Origin of the sequence: Neisseria brasiliensis (assembly GCF_009671065.1) — a bacterium.
In the GTDB taxonomy this organism is placed as follows: Bacteria; Pseudomonadota; Gammaproteobacteria; order Burkholderiales; family Neisseriaceae; genus Neisseria; species Neisseria brasiliensis.
This window is the reverse complement of sequence record NZ_CP046027.1, coordinates 2221608-2247003: the sequence shown is the minus strand read 5'-3', so window position 1 is coordinate 2247003 and position 25396 is coordinate 2221608. Positions and strand designations below refer to the sequence as shown.

The 25396-nt window shown below is 48.7% G+C and carries 23 protein-coding genes and 2 pseudogenes; 10 read left to right on the top strand and 15 right to left on the bottom strand.

The window, feature by feature from the left end; translation table 11 throughout:
- Positions 1 to 110: 110 nt before the first annotated feature.
- The 4 genes from aceE to GJV52_RS11175 form a co-directional block, all read right to left on the bottom strand.
- Complete coding sequence (gene aceE / locus GJV52_RS11190) at positions 111 to 2780, bottom strand: pyruvate dehydrogenase (acetyl-transferring), homodimeric type (RefSeq protein ID WP_095502802.1); 2670 nt, start codon at positions 2778 to 2780, stop codon at positions 111 to 113.
- A 532-nt stretch (positions 2781 to 3312) separates the two neighbouring features.
- Positions 3313 to 4602 (bottom strand): ISL3-like element ISPpu12 family transposase, encoded by a 1290-nt coding sequence (locus tag GJV52_RS11185; RefSeq protein WP_154212903.1) that lies wholly within the window; start codon positions 4600 to 4602, stop codon positions 3313 to 3315.
- 21 nt (positions 4603 to 4623) lie between these two features.
- On the bottom strand, positions 4624 to 5136 hold the full coding sequence (gene lspA / locus GJV52_RS11180; protein WP_008609163.1) for a signal peptidase II: 513 nt from the start codon (positions 5134 to 5136) through the stop codon (positions 4624 to 4626).
- A 3-nt stretch (positions 5137 to 5139) separates the two neighbouring features.
- Positions 5140 to 6036 (bottom strand): cation transporter, encoded by an 897-nt coding sequence (locus tag GJV52_RS11175; RefSeq protein WP_100564565.1) that lies wholly within the window; start codon positions 6034 to 6036, stop codon positions 5140 to 5142.
- A gap of 95 nt (positions 6037 to 6131) precedes the next feature.
- Here GJV52_RS11175 and cadR point away from each other — a divergent pair, with 95 nt between their 5' ends.
- Positions 6132 to 6539, top strand: coding sequence for a Cd(II)/Pb(II)-responsive transcriptional regulator (gene cadR, locus GJV52_RS11170; protein WP_154212902.1), 408 nt, complete (start codon positions 6132 to 6134; stop codon positions 6537 to 6539).
- 87 nt (positions 6540 to 6626) lie between these two features.
- On the opposite strand, the pseudogene GJV52_RS11165 reads toward cadR, so the two are convergent.
- Positions 6627 to 7487: pseudogene (locus GJV52_RS11165) on the bottom strand (IS30 family transposase); the annotation flags it as partial.
- Between the two features lie 183 nt (positions 7488 to 7670).
- On the opposite strand from GJV52_RS11165, the gene argS reads away from it, so the two are divergent.
- Together argS and GJV52_RS11155 are read left to right on the top strand one after the other, a co-directional pair.
- Complete coding sequence (gene argS / locus GJV52_RS11160) at positions 7671 to 9389, top strand: arginine--tRNA ligase (RefSeq protein WP_095501743.1); 1719 nt, start codon at positions 7671 to 7673, stop codon at positions 9387 to 9389.
- A gap of 240 nt (positions 9390 to 9629) precedes the next feature.
- On the top strand, positions 9630 to 10214 hold the full coding sequence (locus GJV52_RS11155; protein WP_100564417.1) for a DUF2238 domain-containing protein: 585 nt from the start codon (positions 9630 to 9632) through the stop codon (positions 10212 to 10214).
- 78 nt (positions 10215 to 10292) lie between these two features.
- On the opposite strand, the gene GJV52_RS11150 is transcribed toward GJV52_RS11155, so the two are convergent.
- The 8 genes and pseudogenes from GJV52_RS11150 to GJV52_RS13325 form a co-directional block, all read right to left on the bottom strand.
- On the bottom strand, positions 10293 to 11099 hold the full coding sequence (locus tag GJV52_RS11150; protein ID WP_198511420.1) for an aldo/keto reductase: 807 nt from the start codon (positions 11097 to 11099) through the stop codon (positions 10293 to 10295).
- A gap of 160 nt (positions 11100 to 11259) precedes the next feature.
- Positions 11260 to 11616: a SpoIIAA family protein gene (locus GJV52_RS11145; protein ID WP_095501741.1), complete on the bottom strand. Its 357-nt coding sequence runs from the start codon at positions 11614 to 11616 to the stop codon at positions 11260 to 11262.
- 15 nt (positions 11617 to 11631) lie between these two features.
- Positions 11632 to 12520, bottom strand: a pseudogene (locus GJV52_RS11140) (DMT family transporter).
- Between the two features lie 104 nt (positions 12521 to 12624).
- Entirely contained in the window at positions 12625 to 13380 is a 756-nt protein-coding gene (locus tag GJV52_RS11135) for an alpha/beta hydrolase (protein ID WP_095501740.1), read from the bottom strand.
- Positions 13381 to 13483: 103 nt separating this feature from the next.
- Positions 13484 to 14065, bottom strand: coding sequence for a class I SAM-dependent methyltransferase (locus GJV52_RS11130; RefSeq protein ID WP_095501739.1), 582 nt, complete (start codon positions 14063 to 14065; stop codon positions 13484 to 13486).
- Between the two features lie 84 nt (positions 14066 to 14149).
- Complete coding sequence (locus tag GJV52_RS11125; protein WP_100564415.1) at positions 14150 to 15100, bottom strand: NAD(P)H-dependent flavin oxidoreductase; 951 nt, start codon at positions 15098 to 15100, stop codon at positions 14150 to 14152.
- Between the two features lie 150 nt (positions 15101 to 15250).
- Positions 15251 to 16258 carry an NtaA/DmoA family FMN-dependent monooxygenase gene (locus GJV52_RS11120; protein ID WP_229436870.1) on the bottom strand — a complete coding sequence of 336 codons (1008 nt, stop codon included), beginning with the start codon at positions 16256 to 16258 and terminating at the stop codon, positions 15251 to 15253.
- On the bottom strand, positions 16143 to 16598 hold the full coding sequence (locus GJV52_RS13325; protein WP_229436872.1) for an LLM class oxidoreductase: 456 nt from the start codon (positions 16596 to 16598) through the stop codon (positions 16143 to 16145). Before GJV52_RS13325 ends, GJV52_RS11120 begins: the two co-directional genes overlap by 116 nt.
- A 169-nt stretch (positions 16599 to 16767) precedes the next feature.
- On the opposite strand from GJV52_RS13325, the gene GJV52_RS11115 reads away from it, so the two are divergent.
- The 3 genes from GJV52_RS11115 to arsB all read left to right on the top strand — a co-directional run bounded on the left by GJV52_RS11115 (position 16768) and on the right by arsB (position 18559).
- Positions 16768 to 17070, top strand: coding sequence for an ArsR/SmtB family transcription factor (locus GJV52_RS11115; RefSeq protein ID WP_014550505.1), 303 nt, complete (start codon positions 16768 to 16770; stop codon positions 17068 to 17070).
- Positions 17071 to 17134: 64 nt separating this feature from the next.
- Complete coding sequence (gene arsC / locus GJV52_RS11110) at positions 17135 to 17539, top strand: arsenate reductase (glutaredoxin) (protein WP_095502049.1); 405 nt, start codon at positions 17135 to 17137, stop codon at positions 17537 to 17539.
- Positions 17540 to 17542: 3 nt separating this feature from the next.
- Complete coding sequence (arsB, locus tag GJV52_RS11105; protein WP_100564413.1) at positions 17543 to 18559, top strand: ACR3 family arsenite efflux transporter; 1017 nt, start codon at positions 17543 to 17545, stop codon at positions 18557 to 18559.
- A gap of 212 nt (positions 18560 to 18771) precedes the next feature.
- Here arsB and GJV52_RS11100 read toward each other — a convergent pair whose 3' ends face one another.
- A complete protein-coding gene (locus GJV52_RS11100; RefSeq protein WP_100564411.1) occupies positions 18772 to 19386 on the bottom strand; it encodes a cation diffusion facilitator family transporter in 615 nt (204 codons plus the stop codon).
- A 71-nt stretch (positions 19387 to 19457) separates the two neighbouring features.
- Here GJV52_RS11100 and GJV52_RS11095 point away from each other — a divergent pair, with 71 nt between their 5' ends.
- Positions 19458 to 19856, top strand: a complete 399-nt coding sequence (locus tag GJV52_RS11095) for a Cd(II)/Pb(II)-responsive transcriptional regulator (protein ID WP_100564409.1) — start codon at positions 19458 to 19460, stop codon at positions 19854 to 19856.
- Between the two features lie 108 nt (positions 19857 to 19964).
- Here the strand turns inward: GJV52_RS11095 and GJV52_RS11090 are convergent, their stop codons facing one another.
- Entirely contained in the window at positions 19965 to 20867 is a 903-nt protein-coding gene (locus tag GJV52_RS11090; protein WP_095503800.1) for a zinc-dependent alcohol dehydrogenase family protein, read from the bottom strand.
- A gap of 91 nt (positions 20868 to 20958) precedes the next feature.
- Between GJV52_RS11090 and GJV52_RS11085 the strand changes: the two genes are divergently transcribed.
- The 3 genes from GJV52_RS11085 (at position 20959) to aroA (ending at position 25321) form a co-directional block, all read left to right on the top strand.
- Entirely contained in the window at positions 20959 to 21918 is a 960-nt protein-coding gene (locus GJV52_RS11085) for an IS30 family transposase (protein WP_154212901.1), read from the top strand.
- A 544-nt stretch (positions 21919 to 22462) separates the two neighbouring features.
- Positions 22463 to 23593, top strand: coding sequence for an aminotransferase class V-fold PLP-dependent enzyme (locus GJV52_RS11080; RefSeq protein WP_100564383.1), 1131 nt, complete (start codon positions 22463 to 22465; stop codon positions 23591 to 23593).
- 429 nt (positions 23594 to 24022) lie between these two features.
- Positions 24023 to 25321 carry a 3-phosphoshikimate 1-carboxyvinyltransferase gene (aroA, locus tag GJV52_RS11070; protein ID WP_100564379.1) on the top strand — a complete coding sequence of 433 codons (1299 nt, stop codon included), beginning with the start codon at positions 24023 to 24025 and terminating at the stop codon, positions 25319 to 25321.
- Positions 25322 to 25396 lie beyond the last annotated feature (75 nt).

Genomic DNA, 25396 nt, shown 5'->3' with positions numbered 1-25396 from the left:
AGGCCGTCTGAAACATCAGCCTTGCATGTTTAACGCTTGATTTTGAATAAGAATAACATTCAAAATCTGTTTTCAGACGGCCTGTTTATCACGAGGCCGTCTGAAACGTTTTAGCGTTCCCAGCTTGGTGCGGTATCAGTGGCGATACCGTATTTCTCAATGGCTTGTTGTACGGTTTCTTTGCTTACTTTACCTTCATCGGCCAAGGCAGCCAAAGCGGTAACGGCTACGTTGTAGCGGTCAACTTCAAAGAAGCGGCGCAGATTTGCACGGCTGTCGGAACGGCCGAAACCGTCGGTACCCAACACGTGGAAATCGTTTGGAATGTAGGCGCGGATGCGTTCTGCAAAGCTGCGGATGTAGTCGGTAGCAGCAACGACCGGGCCTTCATGGCCTTTCAATTGTTGCGCCACAAACGGCAACTTAGCTTCCTCCAACGGATGCAGACGGTTGTAACGTTCTACTTCCATGGCATCGCGGTGCAATTCGTTGAATGAAGGACAAGACCACACGTTGGCTTCCACGCCGAAATCTTCTTTCAGCAATTTCGCGCCGGCCATCACTTCTTGCAAAATGGTGCCCGAACCCATCAATTGAACTTTCTTGTCAGATTTGCCGCCTTCTTCCAGCAAGTACATACCTTTCAAGATTTCTTGCTCAATGCCTTTACGTTGTGGCAAGGCCGGGTGGGTGTAGTTTTCATTCATCAAAGTCAGGTAGTAGAACACGTCTTCGTTTTCTACATACATGCGGCGCAATGCATCTTGAATAATAACCGCCAATTCGTATTGGAAAGTCGGATCGTAAGATACACAGTTTGGAATCAGATCAGCTTGAATTTGGCTGTGACCGTCTTCGTGTTGCAAGCCTTCACCGTTCAAGGTTGTACGACCGGCAGTACCGCCCAACAAGAAACCGCGTGCGTGCATGTCACCTGCTGCCCATGCCAAGTCGCCAACGCGTTGGAAACCGAACATTGAGTAGTAGATGTAGAACGGAATCATGGCATAGCGGCTGTTGGCGTATGATGTTGCCGCAGCAATCCAGTCGGCCATTGCGCCCGGCTCATTAATACCTTCTTGCAGAATTTGACCGTCAACTGATTCTTTATAAAACATCAATTGGTCTTTATCTTGCGGAGTGTATTGTTGGCCTTTAGGATTCCAAATACCGTATTGGCGGAACATGCCTTCCATACCAAAGGTACGACTTTCATCCGGCACGATCGGCACAATACGTTTACCAATTTGCTTGTCTTTCAACAAAGTTGACAAGATGCGGACAAACGCCATAGTGGTCGAGAACTCACGATCGCCGCTTGATTGCAATTGACCGTCAAATGCGCTCAATTCAGGAATCGGCAAGGCTTCGTTGTTCGGGTTGCGTTGCGGCAGGTAACCACCCAAGGCGTTACGGCGTTCGCGCAAGTATTTCATTTCTTCGCTGTCTTCGGCAAAGCGGTAGTATGGCAAGTCACCGCTGTCGATTTGCTCGTCAGTAACATCGATGCCGAAACGGTCGCGGAATTGTTTCAGCGATTTTACGTCCATTTTTTTGGCTTGGTGGGCAACGTTTTGACCTTCACCTGAAGCACCCATGCCGTAACCTTTAATGGTTTTTGCCAAAATCACAGTCGGACGACCACCGGCATTGTTTACCGCTTCATGGTAAGCTGCATACACTTTGTGTGGGTCGTGACCACCGCGGTTCAATGCCCAAACTTCTTCGTCAGACATATTGGCAACCAAGGCTTTCAATTCAGGCGTATTGAAGAAATGCTCGCGCACATACGCACCGTCTTTAGATTTGTAGGTTTGGTAGTCACCGTCCAACACCTCTTCCATGCGTTGTTTCAAGGCATTATTGGTATCGCGCGCTAACAAGGCATCCCATTTACTGCCCCAAATCACTTTTAATACGTTCCAACCGGCTCCGCGGAAGTTGCCTTCCAATTCTTGGATGATTTTGCCGTTACCGCGTACCGGGCCGTCCAAGCGTTGCAAGTTACAGTTGATGACGAAAATCAAGTTGTCCAAACCTTCGCGGGCAGCCAATGCAATCGCACCTTGAGATTCCGGTTCGTCCATTTCACCGTCGCCACAGAATACCCAAACTTTACGGCCTTTGGTTTTGCTCAAGCCGCGTGAATCCAAGTATTTCAAGAAACGTGCTTGGTAAATCGCCATCAACGGACCCAAGCCCATTGATACGGTTGGGAATTGCCAGAAATCAGGCATCAAGTGTGGGTGTGGGTAAGAAGGAATACCTTTACCGTCCACTTCTTGACGGAAGTTGTCCAGTTGTTCTTGAGTCAAGCGACCTTCAACGAATGCGCGGGCATAAATACCTGGCGCAGCGTGACCTTGGAAGAACACCAAATCGCCTTCTTCACCTTCACCTTTAGCGCGCCAGAAGTGGTTGAAACCGACGTCATACAGCGTAGCAGCCGATTGGAAAGATGCGATATGACCACCCAATTCCAAATCTTTTTTACCTGCACGCAACACCATGGCAGCTGCATTCCAACGAATCGCAGAGCGGATGCGGTGTTCCAATTCGTGGTTACCCGGAGATTTCTGCTCTTTACCCACAGGAATGGTGTTCAAGTACGCAGTGGTGGCATCAAACGGCATGTGAACGCCGCGACGACGGGTGTATTTCACCAAATTTTCCAGCAGGAAGTGGGCGCGTTCGGTACCTTCAGTTTCTAAAACCGAGCTTAATGCATCCAACCATTCCTGTGTTTCAATCGGATCTACATCGTGCAATTGAGTGGACATATCAGTATCCTTATATTGGGTTACAAACACCGACTTCGAAAGCATTCTTTCGAGTCGATTCGTATATTTTCAATTTAGAAAATTTAGTTTTCTAAATTGAATATTTAAGCGAAACATATGACGGTTTTCCCGCCAAAACATCTGATTTACAGGTAAAATTTACCAATGCTGCTTGATGACAGCATTTGTCACAATTACCCTACTTAAAAAGACGACTTAAATCCTATCAGTATTTATTCCGACTGGCAAACCAATCGGATGAATTATTCAATAAAAATCAAATTTTTTCGGCCTAAATTTTTGTGCAATTTTCCAGAAAATTCATATTCGAAATAAATCGAATATTTTATTTTCGTATTGAGCGTCATTACCACCATTTAAGAAAAAGAGTATCTTCGCTTTAACTTTCGTTTTCTAAGCAAAAAAGCGTAAAGATTTAAATAGGTAAAATTCTCATTTGCATTTTAAATACATGGGTATACGGATTTAATGGTTGATGGGTCACCTTCACCCCATCAATCTGATACCACCCTCAGATGGTTGATAGATCGACTCCGTAGTTGAGTTCCTCTGCGAAGTCCGGCAGTCCGTAACCGATGGTTTTCTTGTAGAAAGGAGAGACCTTCGCAGTCGGTGCCTTCTTCTTGTGCTTCGTGGTGTAGAGCATTCGTGCCCGCATCACCTCGAAGGAGTAACCGCACCCTTCACGGTTCTTGTCCTTGGCCAGTCGGTTGATGGACTCCGTGTAAGCGTTGGTGACGGGCATGTCCGTCTCGAAGTCGGTCATGGTCTCTTCGCGCCAGTTTCCCACTGCCCTGACCAGATCGCTCCAGACTTCCTTTTGGCCCTTCGGGATGGTGGCTATCCACTCGTCCAGGGCGGCTTCTGCCTGGAGCCGTGTGGTGGCGTCCCAGATGCCGTAGAAGCGCTCCTTGTGCTCGTAGGCGGCCAGCAGTTGCGGGAACGCGCCTGTCCAGGTCTCCATGATGAGGCGCTCCCGGTCTGAGACTTCGTGAGCGCGTTTCAGCAGGATTTTCCGGTCTCCCTTGAGAGTCCGGCTCTGGGACGGTTTCAGCTCCTTTCTGAGGCCCTTGCGCACTCTCTCTAGGGCATCGTTGGCCATGCGCACCACATGGAACTTATCGACCACGATACGGGCCTGGGGCAGCACAGCCTTGACCGCTGCCCGGTAGGGGTTCCACATGTCCATGCTGACGATCTCGACCTTCTGCCGGTCTTTCAGCTTCATCAGGTAGTTGGTCACTACGTCCTGGCGGCGGGTGGCCAGCAGGTCGAGCAGGGTTCGCTCCTCAATGTTGGTCAGAATGCAGCGGTAGCGCTTGTTCAGGTATAGCTCGTCAATGCCCAGGATGCGGGGCGTCTCGAAGCGGTGCCAGCACCCCAGGAACTCGGCGCGGGCGTTGAAGATGTCGCGCACCGTCTTCTCGTCCAGGCCGGTCTGTGCCGCCACAAAGGTGTAGGGGTGGTTGAAGGATTCCTTCTCCACGTACTCATGCAGCCGCAGTGTCATACGGAATCCGTCCACCATCTCCGGTAGCTGGGGCCTGAATGTTGTCTTGCAGGCCCGGCAGGTGTATCGGCGGCGGACCACCCAGAGAGTGACCCGTTTGCCGTGGATGAGCAGATCACGATAGGGAACGTCACGCTTGCCGAACCGTACGAACTCACCCTGCATGCCGCATCCCTCGCAGGCGATGGGATCGGGCACGTCCACCTGGAAGTGCATTTCGTCGTCGGTTGATTTGCAGCCCAGTACTTGGTATTGCGGCAGGTGAAGGATGTTGTCGGGAAGTTCGGTCATGGTGTTGTATAGGCGTAGGTGTCAGTCAGATCCATCCGGCTCGGCATTGGTGTTTGCTTTTTTACCCAACAAGCTGCTGGAAACGAAAAGTAAGGCACCGAGGACAATTGCAATATCAGCCAGGTTGAAGGCCGGCCAATGCCAGTCTCGCCAATAGAAATCAAAGGAATCCACAACATAGCCGCGAAAGACCCGGTCAATCAGGTTACCCATGGCGCCACCGAGGATAAGACTGTAAGCGATGGCTTCTCCTTTATGACGATTTTCAAGGATCAGCTTGATCAGAAAAATCGAGACCACTACCGCGATTCCGATAAAAAAGTAGCGCTGCCAGCCTCCACCATTCGCAAAAAGACTGAATGCGGCACCGGTATTCCATACGTGTACCCAGTTAAAGAATGAGGTCACTGAAATAGACTCGCCATATGCCATTGATTGTTGCACCAGCCATTTTACGGCCTGATCAGACGCTGCCAGCAGGCCCGATATGGACAACAGAGCGTACGGTGACAGATGTTTGCCAAAAATGGACATTGCTTAATCCTTGAGTGCCAGAATGCGTCTGGCACCGTTAAGTACAATTACCCCCGCGATGGTGCCGATAATCAGATCCGGATAATTGGACCCGGTCCACGCGACCAGAGCGCCGGCGGTGATGACCCCCAGGTTGATCACCACGTCGTTGGCCGAGAATATCCAGCTTACCTTCATGTGCGCCCCGCCTTCCCGATGTTTGGATATGAGCAGCAGACAACTGGTATTGGCAATCAATGCGACGAATGCGATAGCCATCATCACCAGCGATTCAGGCTCACTACCGAATACAAAGCGTCTCACCACCTCGACGAGCACGCCCACAGCCAAGATCAGTTGCAGTACACCAGCAAGATGCGCGGCACGTACCTGCACTTTCACGCTATGTCCAACCGCATAAAGGGTAAGCCCGTACACCGCCGCATCGGCAAAATTGTCCAGGGATTCTCCAATCAGGCCGGTGGACCGGGCGATCAGACCGGCAGTCATTTCCACCACGAACAGAAGTGCATTGATGCCGAGCAACCAGCGCAGGGTCCCGGATTCTTGCTTAGCAGAAGCTGCCGAAAACTCGGCGGCCTTGATGGTCTCCGGATTTGCAGCGACGGTTTCCTGAAGCGAGGCGCCTAGCCCCAAGGTCTTCAGTTTCGCGGTAATGGGCTCAGCCTCGCCGTCATGCACGACCTTCAGCCGGCGGTTCGACAAGTCGAAGGACAGTGCCCGAATCTCCTCAACGCCGTTCAGGGCCAGGCGAATCATTCGTTCTTCTGATGGACAGTCCATCTTCGGCACGGCATAAACACTGACCCATCTCCCTGGCCCCTCGGAGGAGGCCTGTATATCGGTATCCGCTGCGGACGTTGCATCACCGCCACAGGCGCCACCACAGGATTTACTCATGATATGACTCCACTTGAACAATGTTGTGGTACCATTTTAAACTATAAAGCTACTATAAGGTCAATAGAGTAAAGAATCCGTTGGGGAGGAGGCTGATGCGCATTGGTCAGTTGGCACAGTTGGTAGGGGTCGAAACACAGACGATCCGCTTCTATGAACAGCAGGGCTTGTTGCCGCCGCCTGATCGGCAGGACAACGGTTACCGTGTCTATACCGAGAAGCATGGTGAGGGGCTGGCCTTCATTCGTCGCTGCAGAATCCTAGGCCTGTCACTGGCTGAGATTCACGAACTACAGAGCTATCAGGACGACCCTCATCAGCCTTGTACCGCCGTCAACACCTTGCTCGATGATCACATCTCTCATGTGCGGTCGCAGATAACCGCTCTGCAAGCGCTTGAGAAACAACTCGTTTCACTGAGAGCGAGTTGCAACGATGACCGGGAAATTGAGGCGTGTGGGGTTCTTGCTGGAATTAGCGAAGGAAACATGCACCAGCAGTAGGTGAAGCATCAACCAGATAATCCGATGAGATGCCGGTCTGTCTCACTCTCATGCAAAGGTAAGATCAACCATTTAATCCGCTTACCCAATCTTTTTAGCACCCAGTTTCCTAAAATCCGTCCCCTTTGGGAAGTATTGTCTGATCAGCCCGTTGGTATTCTCCACCAAGCCTTTTTCCCAAGAATGGTATGGACGGCAGAAGTAAGTTTCCGCACCCAGGGCTTTGGCAAAGGTTTTATGTCGGTAAAACTCTTTACCGTTATCCAAAGTAATCGTTTGAATGATATCTTTAAACGGCTTCAATGCCCGAATCACTACCCGGGCTACATCTTCTGCTTTGAAATTGCTGATTTTGCGGATAACGACAAATTTGGTTTTTCTTTCAACAGCAACCACCAGTCCGCTTTTTTGGTCTTTACCGACAATGGTGTCCATCTCGAAATCGCCGACCCGCTCTTTTTGATCGACAATGGCAGGTCTGTGTTCAATGTCGGTTCTGTCCGGTACGCTGCCTTTTGTCCATGCGCCGCTGCCGTATTTTCTGCGGTAGGGTTTGGAAACGATACGCAGATGGGTGTACAGGTCGCCGCCGTTTTGACGGTCTTTGGCGAGATAGCGGTAAAGGGTGCTGTGGTGCAGTTTGATGTGTTGATGTTTCAGCAGGTAGCCGCAGACTTGTTCGGGGCTGTATTTTTGGGTAATCAGTTTGTTAACAGTCTGTTTGACGGCAGTAGTCAGTTTGGTTGGCTTTTTGTTTTTCTTTTTAACTTCGCTTTGCTGTTGTGCTTTTCGGTAACAGTAGGTTCCGTTGACGGAATGCCGTCTGATTTCCCGACTGACGGTGGCGGGATGACAACCGATGTTCTGTGCGATTTGGTTTAGGGGTAGGTTGCGGTAATGTCTGGAAATGTAGTATCTTTGGTGTGAGGTCAGTTGTGTGTAGGCCATATTGCAATCTTTCTTGTCAGGAAAGGCAGTATACTACCGCATACTGGCCTTTTCTGTTATTGGAAATTGCACTTGTTAGGCGAATGTAAGGGCCTTTATGCTGTTTTAAAGCACCGATTTCCCTTAAAATACCGCCTGAACAAACGACCGCATGACTTGCATTTATTAAGAGACTGAAACACCATGAATTTACACCAAACCGTAGCGCGTGAAGCCGAAGCCGCTTTCGCCGTCGCCAATATTGCCGGTGCGCCTGTTGTATTGCAACCGGCCAAAAATGCCGATTTCGGCGATTTCCAAATCAACGGCGTGATGGGTGCGGCCAAACAGGCCAAGCAAAATCCACGCGAACTGGCACAAAAAGTGGCCGATGCGCTGGCTGGCAATGCCGTTATCGAATCTGCCGAAGTGGCGGGTCCGGGCTTTATCAACCTGCGTTTACATGCTGATTTTTTGGCACAAAATATTCAGACGGCCTTAAACGACACCCGATTGGGCGTGGCTGAAAATACCAACCCGAAAACCGTGGTCATCGATTATTCTTCGCCCAACTTAGCCAAAGAAATGCACGTCGGCCATTTGCGTTCGAGCATCATCGGAGACAGCATTTCGCGCGTATTGGAATTTTTGGGCGACAACATCATCCGTCAAAACCACGTCGGCGACTGGGGCACGCAATTCGGCATGCTGGTGGCCTATATGGTGGAGCAGCAAAAAGACAATGCCGCATTTGAACTGGCCGATTTGGAGCAATTTTACCGCGCCGCCAAAGTGCGCTTTGACGAAAGCCCTGAATTTGCCGACACTGCGCGCGAATATGTGGTGAAACTGCAAGGCGGCGATGAAACCGTATTGGCCTTATGGAAGCAGTTTGTCGAGATTTCCTTAAGCCACGCGCAAGCCGTTTACGACACGCTGGGTTTGAAGCTGCGCCCTGAAGATGTGGCGGGCGAATCAATTTACAACGACGATTTGCAGCCGGTGGTCGATGACTTGGTGGCGCAAGGTTTGGCGGTTGAAGATGACGGCGCGAAAGTGGTGTTTTTGGAAGAATTCAAAAACAAAGAAGGCGAACCAGCGGCGTTTATCGTGCAAAAACAAGGCGGTGGCTTTTTGTATGCATCCACCGACTTGGCTTGCGTGCGCTACCGTGTAGGCCGTCTGAAAGGCGAGCGCTTGCTGTATATCGTTGACCACCGCCAAGGTTTGCATTTTGAACAGCTGTTCACCACTTCACGCAAGGCCGGCTACTTGCCGGAAAACGTAGAAGCGGAATTCATCGGCTTCGGCACCATGATGGGCAAAGACGGCAAACCGTTCAAAACCCGTTCGGGCGATACGGTGAAGCTGGTGGATCTGCTCGATGAAGCGGTTGAGCGTGCCACCGAATTGGTGCGAAGCAAAAACCCGGATTTGAGCGCGGAAGAAGTCGCCCAAATCGGCCAAACCGTCGGCATTGGCGCCGTAAAATACGCCGACTTGAGCAAAAACCGCACCAGCGATTATGTGTTCGATTGGGATGCGATGTTGAGCTTTGAAGGCAACACCGCGCCTTACCTGCAATACGCCTACACCCGCGTGCAAAGTGTGTTCAAAAAAGCCGGCGAATGGGATGCAGCCGCCCCTTTGGCTTTGACCGAGCCTTTGGAAAAACAACTGGCGCTGGAGTTGCTGAAATTTGAAGACGTATTGCGCAGCACCGCCGAGAGCAGCCATCCACACTACTTGGCCGCCTATCTTTACCAAGTGGCCACGCTGTTCTCACGCTTCTACGAAGCCTGCCCGATTTTGAAAGCCGAAGGCCAAGCACGCAACACACGTTTGCAGTTGGCCAAGCTTACCGGCGATACGCTGAAACAAGGTTTAAATTTGCTCGGCATTGAGACCTTGGAAGTCATGTAATTAATTAGTTAATGATGATTAAAGCTGAGACCTTTGCAAATCCCTATCTTTGGCACATTTCTTCGTTGTGCGCTGCTCGAAAGCTTGCCTATCTTTATGATATGTCTGCGCTTTCTGCGCTGCTCTACAACTTTGAACTGTACTCAAATCTAGGGTTTTGCAAAGGTCTCAGGCCGTCTGAAAACATATTTTTCAGACGGCCTTTTTGCTATTATGCCATTTTGATTCCTTAAGATACTTATGAACCGTTATCATCTGATGCTGGCGATTGTCGGCGCGACGTTAATTTGGTCGGGCATCAGCCCAAAAGACTACCCGACTTGGGGCTTGGAAGTGGCGCCGGCTATCATCGGCACGGTTTTGCTGCTGGCAACCTACCGCCGCTTTCGCTTCAGCGATTTTGCCTATTGGGTGATGACGTTTCACGCGGTGGTGCTGATTGTCGGTGGGCATTATACTTATGCCGAAGTGCCACTGTTTGACTGGCTGAAAGAGCCGATGGGCTGGGAGCGCAACAATTACGACAAACTCGGCCACTTTATGCAGGGCTTTTCACCGGCAGTCATCGCAGCGGAAATTTTGTGGCGAAACCAAGTCATCACCAGCCGAAAATGGTTGGTTTTCCTCAGCCTTTGCGTGTGCATAGCGATTAGCGCGGTGTATGAATTGATTGAATGGCTGGTGGCGGTGTTGAGCGGCCAAAGCGCGGAAGCATTTTTAGGCACGCAAGGCTATGAGTGGGATACGCAGGCCGATATGATGTGGTGTGGTATCGGTGCATGCGTGATGTTAGCTTGCTTGGTGTGGAAAAAGCATTTTCGCTAAGAAGCTGACTGACTCTCTTTAAGTTGGCATCCTTCCTCTTATGCAGGCATAAAAAGGCAGGATGCCAAGTCCCGACCATTAAGGCACTTCATGCCCCAATGCGGCAGAATACACATTAATCCATGCTTCTTCGCTGAAGCGGATAGTCAGCGCATCAACGGCATTTTTCACGCGCTCGATTTTGCCGGAGCCGACAATCGGCATCATGCCACTCGGGTGGTTGAGCAGCCAAGCATAGGCCAGCGTGTCGATGCGGGTTTCGTTGTAAGCCTCGCCTGCTTTCAACAAAGCTTGGGCAACGCGTTGGCTTTGTTCATCACTGCCATCAAACAATTGACCGCCGGCCAAAGGCGACCATGCCATTGGTTTGACGCGTTTTTCCAAGAGATAATCCAAGCTACCGTCTTCAAATGGGACGATGTGCAAAGGAGAAATCTCGATTTGGTTGGTCGCCAAGGTTTGGTTAACATATGATTGCAACATATTGAATTTTTGAGTGGAATAGTTTGACACACCAAAATGGCGCACCAAGCCACGCGAATGCAGGTTATCAAACGCTGCCGCCACTTCTTCTGGGTTCAGGCAAGGTGGCGGACGGTGCATCAGCAATAAGTCGAGATGATCGCAATTTAATTCTTTGACCGAACGCTCGGCCGACCAGATAATATGTTCCGCGCTGTTGTCATAAAATTTGCTTTTCATCTGTGGCAAGGCTTCGTTGGGGAACGAAATGCCGCATTTGCTCACAATCGTCATTTGATCGCGCAGGCTTTTTTCCAATTTCAATGCTTCGCAAAATTGGCCTTCGTTGATGAAACCACCATAACACGCGGCATGGTCGAAAGTGTTGATGCCTAAATACAACACCTCATGAATCAGCTTCAAATAGCCTTGGGCATCTAATTACCATTCATGCGCGCGCCAGTAGCCATGCACCAAACGGCTCATGTTTAAATCTTGGTTAATCGTGTGGTAATGCATATTCGTTCCTTTATGTTTGCAAAGCGAAAAGCCGTCTGAATCATGTTCAGACGGCCTTAAATCATTATTTGGAATTGCGCTCCAACAGCCAAGCTTGCGCTTCGGCCACATCATCAAAATATTTCGGATGCTGGTTGGTAATCAGGCTGGATAAACGTGCGCCGAGCTTAATCCAAATGTCGTCGGTCACCACCGCCACACGGCCGAAATCGTCTTCGTGTTCGTTTAAAAACTTAATCTGCTCCACCGCCATATCGATGGTGAAATCTTTCAGCAGCGTCATATCCAAAAGCATATCGGGCAGACGGATTTTTTGTTTGCAGTCAAGCAAAGCCTGCTCCAATTCGCGGAAATCATCTAAGGTAAATTCGTTGTACAAAGCCACATTCAGGCCGTAAGACTGCTCGCGGATAGAAATCATGTTTTGCTCCTCGTTTTATTTGAAAAAAAGCCGCTTTATCCAAACCGGCTTAATGCCGCTTAATACACCGCTAGCCACAATAATAATCATACCGAGCACTTCCTGCCAAGTGATTTTATCGCCCAGCAGCCACATGCCCGACAAAGCAGCGAATACCACCGTTAAATACGACAAGGATGCCACGGTAAATTTGTTGCCCACTTTATAAGCATGGGTCATGCACAACTGCGCCACCGTCGCGCTGGCACCAATCCCCAGCAAATACGGGGTACTGCCCCACGATAACGCATGCCAGCCGGAAACACTCGCCCACACCGCCGACACTACCATGCCGGTAATCGACAGGAAAAACACCACCCGCCAGCCCGGTTCGCCCAAAAGCGACAATTCGCGCACCTGCATATATGCCCAACCCGACATCGCACCACCGGCCAAACCAATCAGCGCCGGAAACACCTGACCGCTCTCAAACGACGGGTTCAGCAACACCACCACGCCGATAAAGCCCAACACCAACACCGCCTGCGTATAAAGCGCAATACGTTCTTTCAACACCAAAAACGAAAACACCGCCAAAAAAAATCGACGAGGTATAGCCCAGCGTCACGCCCGTGGCCAGCGGCAAATGCATCACCGCGTAGAACAGGCACAACATCGCCAAGGTGCCGACGACGCTGCGGTTAAGATGCAGCTTCCAATGCGGAGAGCCGAATGTTTCGCCACGCATTTTCGCCATCAAGCCCAACACCAGCGCGGCAAAGCTCATGCGCCAAAACACCAGTTCGCCGCTATTCAAGCCAAATTCCTGCGAAGCCGCTTTGATGCACAGGTTCATAATGGTAAAACCCACCGCGGCCACAATAATCCAAGCGGAGCCGAGCAGGTCTTTGTTGCTTTCAGTCATGTTGACAGAGTTCAAAAAATTAATCGGTTAATATTATAACAAAGGCCGTCTGAAAATACGCGGTTCAATCGCATCAGCAAAAAATATTCAGCGTTCAGACGGCCTTAATCGGCGAAGAAGCCGATAATCTTCTGAATCGCCACGTCCATATGCTTGGGTTGGGAAAACGGATGATCCGCGCCCTCCACCGCAATCAATTCGACCACATTGTTTTCAGCAAAGGTTTTCGATACACCAATGTCGATCATCTCGTCGACCGTACCGTGTAGAATTAACAGGTTATCCGCATCGTCCAAATAATCATGCTGCATCACGTCCGCCGCTTGCAAGGCATCCAAAAAATCCCTGCCAATCTTCATTTTGCGCTCAAAGCCGAGCAACACTTCCTTGCCCTTCTCCACCTTGCTACGCTCGTCTGCCGACATATTGTCCAGCAGAGTTTGATACATTTGAATCGCCGGCGCGCGCAATGCCACTTTGTGAAACGGATTGCCGTTTTGCGCCATATAATTCAGCGTGAGATAGCCGCCAAAACTATTGGCATAAGCATAAACCCGCTTGGCACCAAGCTGCGTTTGCGCATATTCAACCACCAGCGACAAATAAGCAAGGCATTCATCCAGCAGCAATTTTTTACGCGCATCCGCCCCATGACAAGGCCAATCAAACGCCAGCGCGGCATAATTGTGATACTTGGCAATCAAACGCTCACCAAATTTCACCGTCGAGCGGCCGTCTTTACTGCTGCCGAAACCATGCATCACAATCACCACATTTTCCACCGCATGCAGGTCTTTTTCGTAAAATAATTTACAACGCACGCTGTAACCGCGCTCGTTGATGTCGAATAGTTTTTCCATATTGATTCACATCATTTCATTCTTCATGATTGGCATCATAACGCTATTGGCTTGCCGATAAAAGGCTGAGGCCGTCTGAAGTGAAAGCCTGAGACCTTTATTTTCAGACGGCCTTTCGTCCCAATAAATAAATCACCGATTTGGCATCATCGCCTTCGCCTGTGCGATGGTGTTCGGCAATCAACCAATCTAAGCCGCTAAAGGCTGTCTGAAGCGTAGCCAAATCAGCCAACATATTGATATCGCTAGGCCCTTTCACCAATGCCGCCTGCTCGGGATGAAAAAACACACCGGCAAACAGGCCGTCTGAAACCAGCGCGTTAACGATATTTTGCGCCACGCGGCTGCGCACCGGTTCGGCAAAATGACAGTTGACCGAGCTAATCACCGCATAGGTTTCAGACGGCATCGCCATCTCAGCAACATCAGCCACGCGTGCGGCAAAATCCACACCTTTCAATGCCGCCAACCTTTGCGCCTTGGCAATACCCACCGCCGACAAATCCACCCCTTCCGCCAGCAAACCCTGCTGCACCAGAAACACACCGTTGCGCCCTTCACCGGTCGCCAAATCCAATGCCCGCCCTGAAGCAGGCAAATACGGCTGAATGCGGCGAATAAACTCATGCGGCTCGGTGCCGAAAATAAATTCATCGGCGGCGTAGCGTTCGTCCCATTTGCTCATGGCTGCCTTTCTATCGGCAAAAGCGTATTTTAACGCAAAAGGCCGTCTGAAAAATCACTTTCAGACGGCCTCAATTTAAGCATTTCAGTTCATCAATTCATCCACCAATTCCTGCACGGTTTTGATTTTATCGATGGCGGAAATGCCGTTGCCCACCGACACATAACCCTGCTCAAAATTGCCTTCCAGCATGCCCAAACGCATGCCTGTGCCGGCGTTCATCAGCTTGGCGATTTCGCTGCGCGGTGCACCGCTTTCGCTCAATTCAAAACATTGTTTGGCCAATTCGGTCGGCAGCGAGCGGTAGTAATAAGGCTCGGTGCGGAACAGCAATAAATCGTTGGCGCTTGCATCCACAATCCAATCTTTCACTTTTTCGCTGGCGCGACATTCTTCGGTGGCGATAAAGGCCGTGCCAATCCACACACCTTCTGCACCCAAAGTATAAGCCGCCTGCACGCTGCGTTTATCGGCAATGCCGCCCGCCAGCATAATCGGCAAATCGACTTTGCCGACAAATTCGGCCAACACAGAAAAGCTGCCCATTTCTTTCATCGGCAAGGTGCCGCCTTCATCAAAACCGGTCAACACCAAAATATCTGCGCCCAATTCCTGCGCTTTCAAAGCGTCGGGCAAATTCGGATTCGGTAAGCGGCAAATAATTTTGATGCCGGCCTGTTTGAATTTGGCGTAAATATCCGCGTCCAACCAGCCGTTATCCAACACCACCGGCACGCGCTCTTCAATAAACAAATCCACCATGTGCGGAATCAGCGAAAAATCGTAAGACAAAATAAACGGCACACCAAACGGTTTGTCTGTCAGCGCTTTCACTTTGCGAATCTCATTGCGCATACGTTCAATCACATCTTTATTGGAAGTGGGATTTGTGGTTTGCCCTGCGTGCGGTGCCAAAAAGCCCAAACCGCCGGCTTCGGCCACCGCCGCCACTAAGCGCGCATCAGTCAGCCAAGACATCGGCGCTTGCACGATAGGATGTTTGATATTCAGGATTTCAGTAATGCGGTTTTGCATGATATTTCTCGTTGCTTGATTAGGATGGGTGTATTTTATATTTCTAAAATAAAAATAAGAATAGCGATAAATCGAAATATTATTTTCATTATTGGAAACCTTAAACCATAAAAAGGCCGTCTGAAAAAATTCTTTTCAGACGGCCTAGCTTTATGTTTTTAATCCATATTGATACGGCACATCCAAATGCTCTCGCAAAGTTGAACCTTCATAATCAGTATGATAAATCCCACGCTCTTTCAAAATCGGCACGACTTTTTCCACAAAATCTTGCACGCCTTTTTGGCTGTCTGGGGCAAGCGAAAAGCCGTCTGTTGCCCCTGCTTTAAACCACTTTTCCATAAAGTCCGCTACGTCTTTTGCCGTGCCGACCACCACAGGGTGGTAGTTAATCACGCCATTGGCAAGGGCTTCTTTGGGCGACATGCCTTGCTTGATAAGTTCTATCGCTCGTGGCGAACGGGGGTCATGCGGGTGCGGTGTCGCTTGATTTTGCAAATGTTTTGGCAAAGGCTCATTCAAATCAAGCCCGTGTAAATTCACGCCAATCATCGCCGATAAATAGCGGATTTGCCCATAAAATTCATCATCACTCATAAAATCAATGAGCTTCATTCGGCGAGCCAACGCTTCTTCGTAAGTATCGCCAATCGTGAACATAAATCCGCTAAACATATTGATGTCGTCAGCGTTTCTGCCGTGCTGTATGGCACTTTGTTTGAGTACATGGCGGTAGGTTCGAGCTTCGTCAATCGTAAACGGATTGGCATACACACCACTGGCAAAACGTCCAGCCAGCTCTATCCCCTCTGGGCTTGGCCCTGCCTGAAAAATCGGCGGTTGCCCCTGTGGTGTCGCTGGAATGGGCAACGCCCCTTTGACTTGGTAATGCTTGCCTTTGTAATGGGCAGGTTTGATTTGGCTCATGTCGGCAAATACGCCTGTGGTTTTGTCGGTGATGTAGGCATTTTCGCCAAAACCGCCCCACAAGGTTTGCACCGCTTCCACCATTTCGTGTGCCATTTCGTAGCGTGTGGTCGTGTCAGGCAGGGGCTTGTCGCCAAAATTGTAGGCGGTCTCTCGTGTGCCTGTGGTTACCGCATTCCAGCCGACACGCCCTTTGCTTAATGTGTCTAGCGTTTTTAATTGACGAGCCAAATTGTAAGTCGTGGAAAAAGTCGCCACCATGCCGATTTTTTTGTGTGGCGTAGGCAACGGCAGAGAACATCACCATCGGTTCAAGCGGAAACGCAGGCGAACGCGTGGCAATGTCTGCACCACCGCCAGCCCCACCAAACGAAGGTGTATCGGCAATAAACAGGGTGTGGATTTTGCCTTGTTCAGCCGTTTTTGCCATTTGGACATAAAAATCAATGTCGGTATAGGCACGCTCGTTGCTGTCGGCAAGTCGCCACGACTGGAACTCACCGCCATAACCTGAAACCAGTTGTAGGGCGAGTTTGATTTGTTTGTTGGAATTATCAAGATAGTCGGTCATTTTGGGTTCTCCCATTAAAAAATATGGGGATATTATAGGATTTTATTTTTAGAAACAGAATGGCGATTTTTGGGAAAGTGATTTTTGGATTTGGAAAGGTGGTTTCGGGTAATTAAAAAACATTTCAATCATACTTGAAATATTGAAATTTCTTGTTATAATTACGCCTATGAATACGATACAAGCAAGCAAACTCTTTGAGAGCCTGTCTTCTCCGATAAGACTGGCGATTTTTCAACAACTTACCGCCGCAGGCAGTACTGGCATGATTGCTGGCGACTTGGCAAAACAGCTTAACCTTGCCCCGAATAATGTGTCTTTTCATCTAAAAAGCCTGTTGCATTCAGGGCTTGTGCGTGTGGTGCAGGAAGGACGGCACATGCGTTATTTTGCCGAGCTGGATTTGATGATGGCATTGACCCATTTTCTGACCCAAAACTGCTGTTCTCAAACAGGCGAATCTTGCCAGTGATTTTCAGGCAGCCTGAAAAATTATTGCCAAATATTTCTATATTTCTTGAAAGATTGGAGTAACTATGAACATTACCATTTATCACAACCCAAACTGCGGTACTTCACGCAATGTGCTGGCACTCATCCGCCACGCTGGTATTGAGCCACAAGTGATTGAATATTTGAAAAATCCGCCAAGTGAAACGACTTTGCGTAATTTAATCAAACGCATGGGCATCACGCCCCGCCAGTTACTTAGGACGAATGTAGTGCCGTATGAAACGCTTGGTTTGCAAAACGAAAAGTTAAGCGATGACGAACTCATTTCCGCCATGCTTCGTGAACCGATTTTAATCAATCGTCCGATTGTGGTGAGCGAAAAAGGCGTGAAATTATGCCGTCCGTCCGAAACAGTTTTGGCATTTTTACCGCCTTTTGCGATCCCGTTTATCAAAGAAGACGGCGAAATTATTAATCATAAGGAGTAAATCATGGGGTTGTTTGAACGTTTTTTAAGCCTTTGGGTGGCGTTGGCGATTGTGCTGGGCGTGGTTTTGGGTGTTTGGTTTCCCAATGTATTTCAATGGGTTGCATCTTTGGAAGTGGCTCATGTGAATTTGCCTGTGGCGATACTGATTTGGCTGATGATTTATCCGATGATGATTCAGATTGATTGGTCGGCAATCAAAGACGTGGGCAAAAAACCAAAGGGCTTATTTTTAACCTTATTTATCAACTGGTTGGTCAAGCCGTTTACGATGGCGGTGTTCGGCTGGTTATTTTTTCGGGTGTTTTTTGCAGGTTGGGTGGACGCACAGTCGGCACAAGAATACATTGCCGGCATGATTTTGCTGGGTGTGGCACCGTGTACGGCAATGGTGTTTGTGTGGTCGCAACTGGTCAAAGGCGACCCCAATTACACTTTGGTGCAGGTTTCGGTCAATGATTTGATTATGATTGTGGCGTATGCTCCGATTGCAGGCGTATTGCTCGGCGTAAGCGACATAGAAATTCCGTGGAATACCTTGATTTTAAGCACGATTTTGTATGTGCTGTTGCCCTTGCTGGCTGGGTGGTTTACCCGCTCTTATTTACAAAAATCGGGTAAATCGGTGGCACAATTTTCAGGCAGCCTGAAACCTTTTTCCATTACGGGTTTGATTTTGACGGTGGTGTTGCTGTTTGCCTTTCAAGCCCAAACCATTATTGCCAATCCCTTGATTATTTTGCTAATTGCCATTCCCTTGCTGGCGCAAACTTACGGCATTTTTGCCTTGGCTCACGTTTTGGCAAAATGGCTCAAATTACCCCACGAAATTTCCGCCCCTGCGTGCTTGATTGGCACGAGTAATTTTTTTGAATTGGCGGTGGCGGTGGCAATTTCTTTGTTCGGTTTGCATTCTGGGGCGGCATTGGCAACGGTGGTCGGTGTGCTGGTGGAAGTGCCTGTGATGCTCTCGCTGGTGTGGTGGATAAACCGAAAATCGCTGGAAAATAAAGGGGTGTAGGTTTTTCAGGCAGTCTGAAAGTTACAGCTAGCAAAATTAAATTTTACTACACAAACCACTCGCCCTAAGCTTGTCAAAAATTCGGTTTCTTCTATGGTTTGACAGGCTTTTCATGAGTGGAAAGCGTAGCACTTTTTCATTTTGCAGAGTGTATTTTGCAAAATTTAAAAATAAAAACACCGCTTGAACATCAATCCAAACGGTGTTTTAAATTAACTGACTTTTAATTCCGCCCAAGCCCTTTTGATGATTTCTTGGCTGGCTTGTAACGCCAAAAATGCCAAAACAAACGCCACAATTAAATCAGGATATTTTGATTGAAAAAAATAAACTGCCATACCCGCCAAAATTACCGCCACATTACCAATCGCATCGTTTCGGGAACACACCCACACACTGCGGACATTGCTGTCGCCATCACGAAATTTTAATAATATCAACAATGCCGACACATTGACCAATAACGCCAAAAATCCCACAATACTCATTTCAGAATAACTGGGCATTTCCCCATAAAACACACGATAAATGGTCGTCATTAAAATAAATAAACCAAAACCGCCCATCGTTAGCCCCTTAACCATAGACGCTTTGGCACGGTAACTTAACGCCATTGGCAAAACAATCAAACTTATCAAATAATTGGCACTGTCGCCCAAGAAATCCAAACTGTCCGACAACAGCGAAATTGAACCCGATTTAACCCCCATCACAATTTCCACAAAAAACATTGATAAATTTAATATCAAGACAATCCACAAGGCTTTTTTGTACTTGGACGATTGATGAATGGGCTGATTTGAAGTGCAACAATTTTGGCACGCCATTTTTTTGCTCCTGTTTTGAGATGAAATTTGCTATACTATAAACTCCGTAGTCATTACAGGGTCAAGCCAAAATGTCAAATTTTTTTAAAATAAAACAAGCCAGTGAACAAACAGGCGTACATTTGGAAACCATTCGTTATTATGAAAAACAAGGCTTAATCACCCCTACACATCAACAAAATGGCTATCGTGTGTTTGATGAAAATCAGTTAGAACAATTACGCTTTATTAAAACTTGCCGTAATATCGGTTTTTCTTTAAGTAACATCAAAACGCTGTTGCAATTACAACAAACGCCTAACAAACAATGCAATGAAATCGATGCACTTGCCGAGCAACATTTGGCATATTTGGACGAACAAATCACAGAACTACAACAAGTTAAAACTTTTTTAATGCAATTTGTGGGTTGTGAAAATAAAACTGTTGATAAGTGTCAGATTATTCAAGGTATTAAAGAAAAAGAGTAGCGGAATATTTTTCAGGCAGCCTGAAAACAAAAATGCCGTCTGAAAATTTTCAAACGGCATTTTATTTCATTTAAAAAACAATCAAACCTTAACCACAATCTTACCAATCTATTGATTGCTTGCCATATATTCGTGGGCTTTGACCATTTCATCAAAGGCAAAGATTTTGTCAATTTCTGGGTGTAACTGACCGCTTGCCAAGCCGTCATAGACAAATTGTTTGGCTTTGGCGAGTTTTTCAGGCACGGTGGTGATTTCAAAGAGTTCATAACCCCGCACCGTCAAATGTTTGCCCAAAATCGGGAACACAGGCACGGCAATGTCATCGTGGCTTAATGCTCCGTAAATGATGTAGCGACCGTCTTGTGCCATTCCCTGAAAAATGTGCGATGCCCCTTGCCCGCCCACAGGGTCAAACACCACATTCACGCCTTTGCCATTTGTGATTTTAAGAAGTTGGGCGGTTACATCGTCTTCGCTTGTGACAATCACAAAATCCGCTCCTTTTTCCAAAAGCACATCGCCTTTGGCGTGGGTGCGAGATAAGGCAATCACGGTTGCCCCTTGCATTTTGGCGATTTGGATACTGGCTAAACCAACCGAACTGGTTGCACCGCCCAGCAGCACCACATCGCCTTTTTGTATTTTGCCAAACTCAATCAGTCCGCCATAAGCGGTAACAAACGCCATCCAACTGGCGGACGCTTGTTCCATTGTCAGCGTGTCAGGGTGCTTGACGACTGCGTGTTTGGGCATATTAACAATCTCGCCATAAGTGCCGTATTCAGTAAACATAAAAGACGGAATAATGCTGACCTTATCGCCAATGGCAAATTCGCTCACGCCATTGCCAATCGCTGTTACCACGCCTGCCCCTTCGTAGCCCAAAATCGCAGGGAATACAGGGTCAATCACATACGCCCCTTCTCGGTACATCATTTCGGCACGGTTTAAACCAATGGCGTGGATTTGGATTTGTACTTCATTTTCTTTTGGTGCAGGAACTGCCACACTTACATTCGCCTAACAAGTGCAATTTCCAATAACAGAAAAGGCCAGTATGCGGTAGTATACTGCCTTTCCTGACAAGAAAGATTGCAATATGGCCTACACACAACTGACCTCACACCAAAGATACTACATTTCCAGACATTACCGCAACCTACCCCTAAACCAAATCGCACAGAACATCGGTTGTCATCCCGCCACCGTCAGTCGGGAAATCAGACGGCATTCCGTCAACGGCACCTACTGTTACCGAAAAGCACAACAGCAAAGCGAAGTTAAAAAGAAAAACAAAAAGCCAATCAAACTGACTACTGCCGTCAAACAGACTGTTAACAAACTGATTACCCAAAAATACAGCCCCGAACAAGTCTGCGGCTACCTGCTGAAACATCAACACATCAAACTGCACCACAGCACCCTTTACCGCTATCTCGCCAAAGACCGTCAAAACGGCGGCGACCTGTACACCCATCTGCGTATCGTTTCCAAACCCTACCGCAGAAAATACGGCAGCGGCGCATGGACAAAAGGCAGCGTACCGGACAGAACCGACATTGAACACAGACCTGCCATTGTCGATCAAAAAGAGCGGGTCGGCGATTTCGAGATGGACACCATTGTCGGTAAAGATCAAAAAAGCGGACTGGTGGTTGCTGTTGAAAGAAAAACCAAATTTGTCGTTATCCGCAAAATCAGCAATTTCAAAGCAGAAGATGTAGCCCGGGTAGTGATTCGGGCATTGAAGCCGTTTAAAGATATCATTCAAACGATTACTTTGGATAACGGTAAAGAGTTTTACCGACATAAAACCTTTGCCAAAGCCCTGGGTGCGGAAACTTACTTCTGCCGTCCATACCATTCTTGGGAAAAAGGCTTGGTGGAGAATACCAACGGGCTGATCAGACAATACTTCCCAAGGGGGACGGATTTTAGGAAACTGGGTGCTAAAAAGATTAAAGCGGTTGAGGAGGCCCTTAACCGCCGACCGAGAAAGACATTGGACTATGAGACACCGGGTGATCTGTTTTCAGCAGCCCTTGCCAATGGCATTTGAGCGTTGCACTTGAAATGCGAATGTAAGGCCGTCTGAAAGATTCAGACGGCCTTTAAAAGCATAGTCAATACAAAAAAAGAGCGGTATGACCGTCTTCAAAGCCATACCGCTTAAGTTTGCGACACACGCAAGTTGTTAACCCGAAACCTCGTCTGACACTATCGGCAAGTGCCTGTCGTTGACGCCATTAAAAACGCAAGCATGCAGTTTGGCTAATTTTCTTTTTTGATAATTTCGATTAGTTTTACTGATAATTTGCTCAAATATATAATAATTTCAAAATCTTAAAATATTCAAAACCAATCAAATTTATTCACTCTTCGCTTTGGTATTTTTTAAAGGCCGTCTAAAAATCAAATTCAGACGGCCTGAAACTTTTGCAAGACTGATGAATCATTAATAAAACCAAAAATGCCGTCATTAGCTTCATTTTTGTTTACACTGACTTTCAAAAGCGTTTCGCAAAGGTTTCGGCCTTTTATTTGCCTTTTTTAAATGATATGATTTCCGCACAACATCCAACTACAACGCAAGGAGAAACGCCATGTCCGCCCAATTGCCTCGCCCGGAAATCGATTCAGACGGCCTGCTGGAATATTCGGTGGTTTATACCGACCGCGCTTTAAACCACATGTCGCAAAAATTTCAGACGGCCTTACGCTATATTTCCGCCACCTTAAAATCTGTTTACCACGCCCAGCACGTTGCCGTGATTCCCGGCAGCGGCACCACCGGCATGGAAGCCGTGGCTCGCCAATTTGCCCGCGACCAAAAATGCCTGATTGTGCGCAACGGCTTTTTCAGCTACCGTTGGACGCAAATCATTGAGCAAGGCCGCATCACCGACGACATCAAAGTCTTGACTGCCCGCCAAGCCGACGAATACCAAGCGCCTTTTGCGCCCGCACCGATTGACGAAGTATGCGCCGAAATCGCCGCATACCGTCCAGCCGTGGTGTTTGCGCCGCACGTTGAAACCGCATCCGGCATTATCCTGCCCGACGACTACATCGCCCGTTTAGCCGAAGCCACGCATGAAGTCGGCGGCTTGCTGGTGATTGACTGCATTGCTTCTGGCTGCATGTGGCTGGATATGGAAAAGCTCGGCATCGACGTGTTGATTTCCGCACCGCAAAAAGGCTGGAGCGGCTCGCCGTGTGCCGGTTTGGTGATGTTGAACGAAGCCGCCTACCAAAAAGCGCAAGAAACCCAGTCCGACAGCTTTGCTGTGGACTTGAAAAAATGGCTGCAAATCATGGAAGCCTTTGAAAACGGCGGCCATGCTTATCACGCCACCATGCCGACCGACGGCTTGTTCCGCTTGAGCGAAGTCATCCGCGAAGCCGAAGCCATCGGTTTTGAAACCCTACGCGACCGCCAAACTGAATTAGGCAACAAAATCCGCCGTTTATTGGCCGGACGCGGCTTTCCGAGCGTGGCTGCTGAAGGTTTTGAAGCACCGGGCGTAGTGGTGGCCTACACCGACAATCCCGATATTCAAAACGGCAAAGCCTTTATCGCACAAGGCCTGCAAATTGCTTCGGGTGTACCGCTGCAAGTGGGCGAGCGCAGCGATTTCCAAACCTTCCGCTTAGGCTTGTTCGGCTTGGATAAGCTACAAAACATCGACCGCACCGTTGCTTCATTTGCCGATGCCTTAGCCAAAGTAGGCTAAGCGCAATATCAATCAATAGATAGGCTGAGACCTTTGCAAAACTTCAGATTTGAGTATAGTTCAAAGTTAGAGCAGCACCGAAAGCGCAGGCATATCACTTAGATAGGCAAGCTTTCGAGCAGCGCATAACGAAGAAATGTGCCAAAGATGAAGATTTTGCAAAGGCCTCAGGCCGTCTGAAAGCCAATAACTTTCAGACGGCCTTTTTAATCTTGGCCACACCCAATCATTTATATTTTTATTTATCCAAGTTGCGCCATTTTCATGCGCGATTGAGCTATTTTCTAATACAAGGCCGTCTGAACATGGATTCAGCTTCATTAAAATAGCGCAAATCCACATCAGCCTTGCAGAATGCTTATCCGTAATCAAGGCGAACTGTGTATAATGCGTTTATTCTGTTAGCCCACTATTTTCATTCTCAACATCATGACTGAATCCATCCGCTTACCCGCTTCCCGCCTCAAACCCTCCACCGTTGCCCTGCCCGGCTCAAAAAGCATCAGCAACCGCACGTTGCTGCTGACCGCGTTGTCCGACAATGTCTGCGAAATCCGCTCGCTGCTCAAATCCGACGACACCGACCGCATGCTTGAAGCCTTAGACAAACTGGGCGTAAAAATTGAATGCTTAGAAACAGGCCGTCTGAAAGTACACGGTACAGGCGGTGCGTTCCCTAATCGCGAAGCCGATTTATTTTTGGGTAATGCCGGCACCGCATTCCGCCCATTAACCGCTGCCTTAGCCGTTTTGGGTGGCAATTACCATTTACACGGCGTGCCGCGTATGCACGAACGCCCGATTGGTGATTTGGTCGATGCGCTGCGCATTGCCGGTGCCGACATTCAATATTTGGGCAACGAGCATTATCCTCCGCTGCAAATCAACACCTTCACCGACAACGGCACGCGCGTGATTCCGATTAAAGGCAACGTATCCAGCCAATTTTTGACCGCGCTGTTGATGGCGTTGCCGCTCACCGGCGAAGCGTTTGAAATCCACATGGTCGGCGAGCTGATTTCCAAGCCCTACATCGACATCACGCTGAAGCTGATGGCGCAGTTCGGCGTGAACGTGGCCAACGAAGACTACCGCGTGTTCAAAATTCCGGCAGATGCGCGTTACCATGCGCCCGATGTTCTGCACGTCGAAGGCGATGCCTCAAGCGCGTCTTATTTCTTGGGTGCCGGCCTGATTTCCGGCGCACCGATTCGCGTGACCGGCATTGGTTTGAACAGCATTCAGGGCGACGTGGCTTTTGCGCGCGAATTGGAAAAAATCGGCGCCGATGTGGTGTGGGGCGATAATTTTATCGAAATCTCACGCGCAGAAAATCAAGCGGTAGAAGCCTTTGATTTGGATGCCAACCACATCCCCGATGCAGCAATGACTTTGGCCGTGATAGCCTTAGCCAGCGGCAAGCCCTGCACCCTGCGCAATATCGGTTCATGGCGCGTTAAAGAAACCGACCGCATTGCCGCAATGGCCAATGAATTGCGTAAGCTCGGTGCGGAAGTAGTGGAAGAGGCCGAAGCCATCCACATCACACCGCCGGCGCAATTAAACGCCGATGCCGCTATCGACACCTACGACGACCACCGCGTCGCCATGTGTTTCTCGCTGGTGTCGCTGCTGGGCGTGCCGGTTGTCATCAACGACCCGAAATGCACGCATAAAACCTTCCCGACTTATTTTGACGTGTTCGGTGAGATTACCGAAGCGTTGTAAGATTTAATATGCCAAGGCCGTCTGAAACTTCAAAACGTTCAGGCGGCCTTTTTGTTATAATTTACCGTTCTATAT